This window comes from Methanospirillum stamsii, assembly GCF_003173335.1.
In the GTDB taxonomy this organism is placed as follows: domain Archaea; phylum Halobacteriota; class Methanomicrobia; order Methanomicrobiales; family Methanospirillaceae; genus Methanospirillum; species Methanospirillum stamsii.
Genome location: NZ_QGMZ01000023.1, coordinates 16634 through 27427 on the forward strand (window position 1 = coordinate 16634; position 10794 = coordinate 27427).

Here is a 10794-nt window from a genome sequence, read left to right on the forward strand (position 1 = left end):
TCGCTTTCTTCGGGGATGTTTTTTGGATTAAACGAATATATCATCTGTTTTCCCCCAGGTCATCCTCTTCCGGAAGTATTTCACGTATTGATGCCTGAGCCCCTGTCAGAACTCCATCCTGAAATATCGGTACGGCATGAATACTGACGTATGCACGGGTCCCGTCTTTTTTGATGATCCGGATATCCCGCTCATACACTCTCTTTCCTTTTGATTCGCCATTCAAAACCTCTTTCGCATCATGCGATATGACATCGCCGCCCTGCTCAAAGAAATTCTGAACCGCGAATTCATATGATTTTCCCAGCAGTTCGTGAGGCTCATACCCCAGTATTGTCCGTGCTGCAGGAGAAGCATACGTAACACACAGATGATGATCAAGCACCAGAATCAGATCCGAAGATCGTTCTGCTATCCCCCGAAACCGCTCTTCGCTCTCTTTGAGTGCCTCTTTTGCCAGTACTTCTTCAGTGATGTCATGAGAGATGGACCCAAACCGGTATCCCCGATCCGTTTGCATGGAAAAGATCCTCTGACGGGTTATAATACTGGTTCCATCCGGACGTGTAGCGGTAATTATCCGGGGCTCTTTGAAAACCGGAACCCCGGTTTTAAGGGACGAACAAATTGCCTGTTTTATCATCTCTCGATACTCTGCGTCCTGATACAATATCGGTGCCATCCTGAAGGTGATATCCCACAAAAACATTCCCAGGGCTTCTTCTTTCGGGATTCCGGATAACCGTTCAGAACTCAGATTCCATTCAATGACTCTGCCTTCTTCATCAACCATGGAAACCGCTTCCTCGGTATTATCAATCAGAGACCGAAGCCGGGATTCACTATCCTGAAGAGCCTTTTTGCTGGCCAGGAGTTCCTGGTAAGAACTCTGCAAAGACTCTTCAGATGCAGAGAGCTGTTCATATGCTGCCCGAATCTCATCATCTGCCCGTTTTCGCTCGGTGATATCCCTGAAAAACCAGACCCTTCCAAAATTTCTCCCGTCCGGCCCAAGCATGGGAGAAGAAAACCGTTCAATAGTCCTCCCGTCTCGAAGGGGAATCTCCTCAAAACTCTTCTCATCCGGGTGCTCATACAGATATCGTACCCGGAAAAGAAACGAATCCCTATCCGCAGGCTGCACAGAGACATGCTGGAGAACCGGCTCATCATCCAAGGCTTCTAACAGATCTACCGGGATATCCCACAATTCCTGGAAATTTTTGTTATATCCTAAGATAGACCCTTCAGAATCAACAATAAGAATTCCATCGGGTGATGCTTCCTGCTGGGTTTTTAATATGATATTCTTAAAAGCAATCTCTTCTTCGTCCCGTTTGAGACGGGTGATATCCTTACCTGAAACCTGGTACTCAGAAGGTTCGCCCTGCTCATCAAAAAGTGCCCGGACCGTCCATAACTGCCAGTGCTTCTCACCATTTGCCAGGACAATCTCCCGTTCAATATCCCTCACCGGACATTCAATAGAAAGTGTTCGAAGAAAAGCCTCAACATTCTGAAAATTCTGAATCTGCATCAGATCACGAATATTTTTCCCAAGAACATCCTGCAAGTTCAATGAGGGAGCAAAATTCTGACGATATGCTTCGTTGATAAACGTAACCGTCCCATCCTGAGTAAAACGGGCGATAAAATCAGTCTGATCATGAACAATCGAGCGATAACGCTGTTCACTATTAAAAAGTTCACGCTCAGTATCTTTGAGGTGAGTGATGTCACGGATTGTTTCAATCGCCCCGGAAATCTCCCCTTCCTGATTGTATAACTTACAGACCTTAATAATTACGAAAATTTTTTTCCCTTTTGGCTGGATAACTTCAGTCTCGGCACTAATAGATGAGTCTTCCCGGTAAAATTTTGGATAATAGGAACGGATGATCTCATCAGGTTCATCAACAAGATCAATAAGGAGTGGACGATCTTTGGTATAAAAAGCAAAGACATATTCATCATGTTTCTTCCCGATATACCGGGATGCAGGAAACCCGGTCATCTCTTCCAGAGCCATATTCCAGGCAATTACCTCTCCTTCACGGTTAATTGCAAAGGTAGCATCAGGAAGGAAATTAATAATATCCGACACCCGCTTTTCAGACTCACGAACCGATTTTTCCGCCTGTTTTCTCCGGACTGCCTGCCTGATTTTATGAGAGAGTTCAGCAAATTGTGACTTGGGCTCTCCTCCCTTCTGGAGATAAAAATCAGCCCCGTTATTGATTGCTTCAATCACCACCTCTTCCCGCCCCCGGCCGGTGAAAAGAATAAAAGGGATATCTCCAAACTGCTCCCGGACTTCTTTTAAAAATTCAATCCCATCCATTCCAGGCATCTGGTAATCAGAAACAATGGCATCGTAGGAGGAGATGGCGAAAGTAGAGAGGGCAGCCTTTGCAGATGCCACGGTATCAACCCTGAATGGACCGGATCGTTCCAGGAAGAGCTTTCCAATTATGAGAAGATCTTCTTCATCGTCTACATAGAGAATAGATATCAACGGAGATCCCTCATCTTCATCAGACATTGTAAAACCTATCTACTGTAACTGGTCCCATTAGTCTATGATAGAATGAATACCCATTCATCAAATATTTATTTATTATCCGGGAACCAGATCATCAAATGAGCTGTGTATGAGTATACGTAATGCTCGGGAATAGAAAAAACTGTTTACATAAAAAAATATAAAGAAAACGAGGGTTAGTGATGGGAGAAAGCAGGGTTACTGGATTGGTTTTTCTTTCTTATCCGGATAATATCCAGAGTATTATCATCGATACTGGTCGCATTCATATTATCTGTAATAGTATCAAATACCTCTTCGGCTTCAGCCATATCCTTTTCTGAAACCGTTATTTTTTTCTTTGTAAATTTCAATGCTCCGGGAGGTGAAACATACCGATTATCCTTCATAATTAATTCCTATCTAAACCCCTGCATATACTACTTCATTCAAATGAACTATTTCGTTGTTATCAGTAATAAAGGATAGATATCCTTACCATCATCTCTACAATGACAGTTGGACATTCAATCTCACACTGATTTATACCGGAATGAGTAACTCGGTCAGCAACTCCTCTTCCGGAACATCGTTTGGATCATTCAGATAATTATCCCTGCACGGTGTTTTAGGTTCATAGCCCTGATTCGCTGCCCACTCATACAGTTTACCCCAGGATTCATGAACATCCTGGTACGGTCCTTTATGGATTGCGGATGCAAATCTGCCTCCCGGAATCGTTTTAACCTCAATACCCGGGATCTGATCAGGAAGTCTGCCGGTAACCGGAACTGCAACTTCAACATCCGCATCAAATTCACGGTATTCACCATCATGGTAAATAGTCATAAAGGGACCGGTTACCGAGAAATTTGAAGCATTCAGATCCGGTGATCCTAAAAATTCACACAACCGGGAGATGAGTCGGGTAATAATCTCTCCATACTCTCCTTTATCCCGGAGAGAAAGGACACGAAGAGGTTCGATATCTTTGAATTTTGGTTCTGCGATAATCATTGAAAACATCTCCTTTTTTTGACGCTCTAAAAGGCGATCTATGGAACGTAACCGTTCGATCTCAAAAGAAACCCGTTGCCGTTGGTCTTCAAGGAGCTGACTCATCTTCTCAGTATCACCGCTGGTTTTGGCATCAATCATCTCATTTATCCGGGCCAGGGGAAACCCAAGGTCAACAAGCGATCGAATCAATACACCACGCTCTATCTGGGAGAGTGAATAGTACCGGTATCCGGTAAACCTGTCCTTTGCTGATGGAGAAAGAAGACCGGTTTCGTCATAGAGACGAAGTGCCTTACAGGTCAGACGAGTGATCATTGAAAAACGGCCAATAGGAATCTTGTTTTGGATCATAGTGTTACTCATACATATGAGATACAAAGAGGTATAGATGACCGGAGTTTCCCCCGGGGAAAACTTTTAAAAATCTAATATCCGGGCTCTGAATATTACTTCAAGAAACCCATCTATCGACTCCCTGATACAAAGTATCCTCCATCCATCAATACTATTTAGATATATCATCATACATCATTCATTTTTTTAGGGATAATTTTTAATATCTAGTCGACAAGAATTCCATTTATTCTTATCCCCGGAATCTTGGTTTTAGGTATGAACTTTAAGGAGTTAAACATGAATCCTGAAGAAAACCTTACGGTTATCCTGATTGGGACAGATATCTCAAGTGATACGGCTTATGCACAAATGACAAAAGCTCTTGTTGAACATCTGAAAAGCTATCACATAACCGTAAACAGGGTTCCGGACCTGGAAGGGTTGCAATTTGGTCCGGTGGCCATTGGGACCGGATTTGATTGTGTGGTTGTCGCATGGGATCCGGAAAAAACACCCGAAATAGTAAGTCTCTTACGAAGCAGACATGAAAATATTCCAATTTTCCTGATGACCGAACCTGAAGTTTTATCCCATATTCCAGTTGAAATCGTCAAAGAGGTGAATGAGTATATCTGGATCCTCGGTGATACTTCGGAGTTTATTGCAGGACGAATTGACGCCGCTGCCAAACGGTACCGGGCAACATTATTGCCACCCATGTTTTCAGAACTCGTACATTTTTCTGAAGATCATGAATACTCCTGGCATACACCAGGTCACACCGGAGGTACAGCATTTCTCAAATCTCCTATTGGACGACTTTTCCATGAATTTTTTGGAGAAGAATTATTTCGATCTGATCTTTCAATTTCTGTCGGTGAACTGGGTTCCCTTCTTGATCATTCCGGACCGATTGGAAAAGCAGAAGAATATGCTGCACAGGTCTTTGGTGCCGACCGGACGTACTTTGTAACAAACGGAACATCCACATCCAACCGGATTATTCATACAGCAATGGTTACCAGGGATGATATTGTACTTGTTGACCGGAACTGTCACAAATCCATTGAACATGCCATTACCATGAATCATGGTACTCCGGTATACATGATTCCGTCCCGTAACAGATATGGAATTCTTGGCCCGATATACCCAAAGGAGATGGAACCGGAAGAAATTAAAAGAAAGATTTCTTCCAATCCGCTGGTTGCGGACCATGGATGCAAACCCAGGATTGCAGTTGTTACGAATTCTACCTATGACGGCCTCTGTTATGATGCAAAAGGTGTGGAAACATATCTTGGAGCAAGCGTTGACAATATTCATTTCGATGAAGCATGGTATGGATATGCCCGATTTAACCCGATTTATTCCGGACGATTTGGCATGCGGGAAGAATCAAAAGGCGATTTATCGGCTCCTACAGTATTTGCCACCCAGTCAACCCATAAGCTTCTGGCAGCATTTTCTCAGGCATCCATGCTTCATGTCAGGGAAGGACGAACTCAGGTAGAAAAGGATCTCTTCAACGAGGCATTCATGATGCATGCCTCAACTTCTCCATTCTATCCAATCATAGCATCTCTGGACGTATCATCAAAAATGATGGATGACGGAGGACATCTTCTTACCCGTGAGTCAATAGATGAAGCAATCCGATTCCGCCAGATGATGGCTCGTATCAGTTCAACAATTAAAGAAGACAATCCTTCAGACTGGTGGTTTGAAGTATGGCAGCCTGAATCCATACAATTGCCCGGAGAAAAAGAAAAAACACCATTTAAGGATGTTCCACCTGTTGAACTCGCCACCAACCCATCAAATTGGACCCTTCATCCGGGAGAATCCTGGCATGGATTCAAAGATATCCCCAAAGACTGGGCAATGCTCGATCCCATCAAGGTAACTGTACTCTGTCCGGGAATTAATGCAGATGAATCATTTGAGGATTTTGGAATTCCCGCAGCACTCGTAGTTAAATTCCTTGATACAAAGGGGATTATTAACGAAAAATCAGGAGATTATAACATTTTATTCCTCTTTTCCATGGGAATTACCAATGGAAAATGGGGTACACTGGTTTCAGAATTTTTTGAGTTTAAACGCCAGTTCGAGGAAAATGTTCCGGTAAAGGAGATATTTTTGGACCTCGTGGAAAACTGGCCACAGCGATATCAAGACCTTACCATCCAGGAACTGGCAGACCAGATGCACCAGTATATCGCAGGAAATAATCAGACAATTCTCGGAAATCAGGCATGTGCTATTCTTCCCTGTCCGGTCATGACCCCGGCAGAAGCATACCGTCACCTGGTCAGGGGTGAAGTGGAATCAATCCCTGTTTCTGATATGGAAAACCGGGTTGTTGCTACAGGAGTCGTGCCGTACCCACCCGGAATTCCAGTTCTGATGCCTGGTGAAAATGCCGGACTGAATACCGAGCCAATCCTCTCATATCTCCGGACACTCGAAGAATTTGACCGGCAGTTTCCCGGATTCTCCCATGATATTCATGGAGTTGAAGTAAAAGACGGGCAGTACCATATCTATTGTATCCGGGAGGATGTATTATGAGTAATCAGGAGAAGAATAGCAAAAAAACCCTTGGAATTATCTCCCTCGCGATGATAAATGTCGCCGCAGTACTATCTCTCCGGAATTTTCCAACTATGGCCGTGGAAGGATGGACATCCATATTCTGGTATCTCCTCTTTACCATCTGTTTCCTGATTCCTATCTCTCTGGTCGGAGCCGAACTTGCATCCACCTGGCCGGAACACGGAGGGATATATGCCTGGATTAAACGGGCGTTTGGGGATAAAAACGGTTTTATTGCGATATGGTGCGGATGGGTTAATAACCTCGTCTGGTTCCCGACCGTTCTCTCCTTTTTTGCAGCAACCCTTGCCTACACCATCCTGGCACCTGCCCTGCAAAATAATTCGGTATTTATGGCAGTAGCAATGCTCAGTATTTTCTGGATAGTTACCGGATTTAACTTCTTTGGGACCAGGGCTTCTTCTCTTTTAAGTTCAGTTGGAACACTGCTCGGGGCAATTATACCATCAGTCCTCCTCATGGGCATGATGGGAGTCTGGATAGTCCAGGGAAAAAACATCCAGATCCCTGCATTTACCTTTGATGCTTTTTTACCCGGATTGAATATCCAGTCGATGATCTTTGCAGCAAGCATGATCCTGATGTTTGCCGGAATGGAGATGGCAGGGTATCATGCGACCGAAACCAGAAATCCGGCAAAGGATTTTCCCCTTGCAATGTTTCTCTCCGCCGGAATCATCTGTATTATTTCCATTATTGCAACACTCGCCGTTGCATTTGTTGTTCCGGTCAGTAAACTAAACCTGAACAGTGGGATTACCGAAACTTTCGCCCTCATGTTTCAGGAGTTCAATATCGGGTGGGCAATTATTCCGGTCGGATTTTTACTGGTAGTAGGAATTATCGCACAACTTTCAACCTGGCTTATCGGTCCTGCCAAGGGGTTATTGCCTGCAGCAATGAACGGAGATCTTCCACCCTTCTTCAGGAAGATGAATAACCACGGGATTCCAACCGGAGTGCTCATTGTTCAGGCAGTAATATCTTCTGTTTTTGCCCTGATAATGGTCCTGTTTCCTTCAATGAATGAAGGATACTGGGTAATGACTGCAATTACCACCCTGGTTAACTGTATTATGTACCTGTTCCTCTTTGCTGCAGTGATACAACTCCGAAAAACCTATCCGGACACACCACGGCCGTTCAAACTTCCAGGAGGAACACCCGGACTTTGGATCATTGCAGGAATCGGGTTTTTATCAGTTTTCTTTGCATTTCTTGTCGGATTCCTGCCACCGGACAGTGCCGGTTTTTCCGGAGATATTACCACGATATATGTAATCGGGATGATTGTTGCAGTATTTTGTATTGTATTTCTCCCGGCAATTGTCTTTAACCGGATTAAAAAACCTTCATGGACTCCGGGAGCAGAAGAACTTAAAATACTTATGGATGAAGAATAAAGATACAATCAACCTTTTTTCACTCAATGATACCTTCAAAAGTTTCGTGTTTTTGTCAATCTCTATTCACCGTTCCAATCGGATTATTTCTAAACCATCCATAACCTACTATAGTAGGCAGAGGCAACCGTATATATAAAAGAAAGTAACTGAAATAATATTATTCATCAGACAAAAACCTGAGTTAAACCAGTATTATTGAACTGACCGGGATTATCAGGAAATTTTATTGAACGGAGTAAAAGATGCCATTTACAGATTTGGACGTTCAGACGGTGATGATCCTGTTGTTTTTTGGAAATCTTACCGCAGTTGTTGTCCTGGTATCATATAAAATTCTCCCGGAAAACAACCACCAATATTATCAGTTCATTGGAGGAAAACTACTCCAGAGCCTTGCATGGCTCCTCTTTGCAATCCGGGAGACTATTCCCTACTATCTTTCAGTTCAAATTGCGAATTCCATACTTTTTGCAGGTTTTGCACTCGAAACTCTTGCAATCACCAATTCAACCAGACAAATACATCATTCAAAAAAAATATTCACAATTCTTGCAGCAGTAAGCATCATATTATTCCTGGTTTTTTCCTATGCACCTTCAAACATCAGAATAATAATTTGTTCATGCAACATAGTTGCAATTTTCATCACATGTTCCTTCTTTTTGCTTACTCATCCCTCCGGATCACGACTTCGAAAAGCAATAGGTGTAATGTACATATTTCTTTGTGCCATACTAATTTTTCGCGGAGTTTATGCGTATTTTTCAGAATCTTCTGATTTTACCATATTGACAGGTAATTTTACACAATCACTCTCCGGGTTTATTCTTTTTTTTATCATGCTCGTTAGTGGTATTGGATTTCTCCTCCTCCTCAAGGAACACGAAGACACGGTGCTGCTTGAAAGTAATATTGAACAGAAAAAATTAATTAGAGCATTAAGAACTAGTGAATTGTTTAACCGTGGACTTGTGGAAAACCTGCCGAATTATATCATTGTGTATGGTCAGGACAGACAGATCCTTTATGTGAATCCATCAGTATCTGATGTCCTCGGATATAATCCGGAAGAGATCATTGGAAAATCAATATTAACCATTATCCCGGAAGAATTACGGAAAAAAATTTCAGAAACCATCACTTCCAGACTGAATGGAAATGAAATGGCAATGTATGAAACCGATCTTATCACAAAAGATAAAAAAAGAATCACGGTCATCGTAAGAGGAACTTCGATAGAATACCAAAAAGGTATAGCAATTCTTTTGGTTCTCACCGACATAACCGAAAGAAAAAGTTTTGAACGGGCTCTGAAAGAAAACGAAATTAAATTTGTTTCTATTTTCAAAGAAACCCCTGACCCTATAATCATCATAAATTCTCAAAACCGGATAATAAATGTGAATATGGGGTTTGAAAAAGTATTTGGGCAGAGTCACAGGGAAATTATTGGGAAAAATATTGAAGAAACGGCATTATCACTCCTGTCTACACTTATCATTCCTCCAGATCAGGGAGACAATCTGGATATTCATGTAGTACGAAAAGAAATTACGTTTAAAAATAATGTCGGATCTCCATTTATTGCAGAAGTTGCCCTTTCCCATATCACAATTCAGAATGAACCCTGTATCCTTATCCAAATCCATGATATTGATCAAATCAGGCGTGCACATGAAGCAATCGCCCAGGTAAACCACAAACTTAAAATTTTAAACAGCATAACCAGGCATGATATTTTAAATCTCGTCATGATAGCATATTCTTATTCTGATATATTAGAGGATGAAATAGCGGATACCCAAATGGCTCTAAAATTAAATGCCATAAAAAATGCAACCAGGGAGATTCAATACCTCATCGAATTCACCGGATATTATCAGAATCTGGGAAATTCGGCGCCTTCCTGGCAATCTATCGAGGAAATCCTGCAAAAACATTCCATCCAGGAACTCCTTTCCGGGATTACACTCATATCAGAAATTATGGGACTAATAATTTTTGCTGACAAAATGCTTGAAAAAGTAATTTATAACCTTATTGATAACTCCATCAGACACGGAACTAATATCTCGTTTATCAGGTTTACCAGTTATAAAAAAGGTGACTCGCTATTTGTCTGTTATGAAGATAACGGCGGAGGTATTCAGAGGGACGATAAAGAAAAGATCTTTAATAAGGGATTTGGAAAAAATACCGGTCTTGGTCTTTTTCTCATACGAGAGATTCTTTCAATTACAGGAATTCTCATTCATGAAACCGGTGAATATGGAACTGGTGTCCAATTTGAGATGCAAGTTCCTAATGGTAAATTCAAGTGGGAAGAATCGGAAAAAAATATGAACGGTAACAATTATCCGGAGAATAATTTGTTGTGATAATTATTACCGGAAAAAACCATTAATTTCCGAAATCGTTTGAAGTATCCGGTTTTACAAGATTTTTTGCAGTGAAAAACTGAACCTTCCATTAGCCTGAAAAAGGTATAATGCTAAAATATTGAAGAAAACTAGGGAAAATTACTCGTTCTTTCCTTTCTCCCGGGTGATATCTATCCCGATACCAACGAAGAAATCAAGTTCTCCTGAAGGATACAGGACCGGTCGTCCCCGCCATTCCACCAGGTAGATCTTTCCGGATTTACTCACAATCCGGTTTTCATTCAGAGTTGTAGAGGTATCGCCAACAATTTTTTGGAAAACATCAGAAACCATCTCATGATCTTCCGGAGGAACAAAAGTAGTCAGATAGTCTTTCCCTATCACTTCTTCTTCAGAATACTCCAGGATATCAAGAAGCATCCGGTTCATCATGAGCGTTTTTCCATTAGCACCGATTGCGACGATAAAGACCGGAGAAATATCAAGCAATAACCGAGAGAAGAGTCGTTCC

Annotated in this window: 7 protein-coding genes; 3 read left to right on the forward strand and 4 right to left on the reverse strand. The window is 42.0% G+C overall.

All coding sequences use genetic code 11. From position 1 onward, the window contains the following. Positions 1–40: 40 nt before the first annotated feature. The 3 genes from DLD82_RS11540 to DLD82_RS11550 all read right to left on the reverse strand — a co-directional run bounded on the left by DLD82_RS11540 (position 41) and on the right by DLD82_RS11550 (position 3892). A complete protein-coding gene (locus tag DLD82_RS11540; protein WP_109941280.1) occupies positions 41–2542 on the reverse strand; it encodes a PAS domain S-box protein in 2502 nt (833 codons plus the stop codon). Between the two features lie 176 nt (positions 2543–2718). Continuing rightward, positions 2719–2931, reverse strand: a complete 213-nt coding sequence (locus DLD82_RS11545) for a hypothetical protein (RefSeq protein WP_109941281.1) — start codon at positions 2929–2931, stop codon at positions 2719–2721. A gap of 133 nt (positions 2932–3064) precedes the next feature. Further along, entirely contained in the window at positions 3065–3892 is an 828-nt protein-coding gene (locus tag DLD82_RS11550; protein WP_181391400.1) for a MerR family transcriptional regulator, read from the reverse strand. Positions 3893–4174: 282 nt separating this feature from the next. On the opposite strand from DLD82_RS11550, the gene DLD82_RS11555 reads away from it, so the two are divergent. From DLD82_RS11555 to DLD82_RS11565, 3 genes are all read left to right on the forward strand, one after another. Continuing rightward, positions 4175–6451 (forward strand): Orn/Lys/Arg family decarboxylase, encoded by a 2277-nt coding sequence (locus DLD82_RS11555; protein ID WP_109941286.1) that lies wholly within the window; start codon positions 4175–4177, stop codon positions 6449–6451. Further along, entirely contained in the window at positions 6448–7899 is a 1452-nt protein-coding gene (locus DLD82_RS11560; protein ID WP_109941283.1) for an amino acid permease, read from the forward strand. Before DLD82_RS11555 ends, DLD82_RS11560 begins: the two co-directional genes overlap by 4 nt. Before the next feature lie 245 nt (positions 7900–8144). Continuing rightward, positions 8145–10280: a PAS domain-containing protein gene (locus DLD82_RS11565; protein ID WP_109941284.1), complete on the forward strand. Its 2136-nt coding sequence runs from the start codon at positions 8145–8147 to the stop codon at positions 10278–10280. A 141-nt stretch (positions 10281–10421) separates the two neighbouring features. Here the strand turns inward: DLD82_RS11565 and DLD82_RS11570 are convergent. Next, positions 10422–10794, reverse strand: a 373-nt coding sequence (locus DLD82_RS11570; RefSeq protein ID WP_146199778.1) for a PAS domain-containing protein, incomplete at its 5' end; no start/stop codon positions are given.

Bases quoted from the DNA above. Each gene is read 5' to 3' on its own strand.
- DLD82_RS11540 (WP_109941280.1), bottom strand. From the start codon at position 2,542: ATGTCTGATGAAGATGAGGGATCTCCGTTGATATCTATTCTCTATGTA.
- DLD82_RS11545 (WP_109941281.1), bottom strand. From the start codon at position 2,931: ATGAAGGATAATCGGTATGTTTCACCTCCCGGAGCATTGAAATTTACA.
- DLD82_RS11550 (WP_181391400.1), bottom strand. From the start codon at position 3,892: ATGATCCAAAACAAGATTCCTATTGGCCGTTTTTCAATGATCACTCGT.
- DLD82_RS11555 (WP_109941286.1), top strand. From the start codon at position 4,175: ATGAATCCTGAAGAAAACCTTACGGTTATCCTGATTGGGACAGATATC.
- DLD82_RS11560 (WP_109941283.1), top strand. From the start codon at position 6,448: ATGAGTAATCAGGAGAAGAATAGCAAAAAAACCCTTGGAATTATCTCC.
- DLD82_RS11565 (WP_109941284.1), top strand. From the start codon at position 8,145: ATGCCATTTACAGATTTGGACGTTCAGACGGTGATGATCCTGTTGTTT.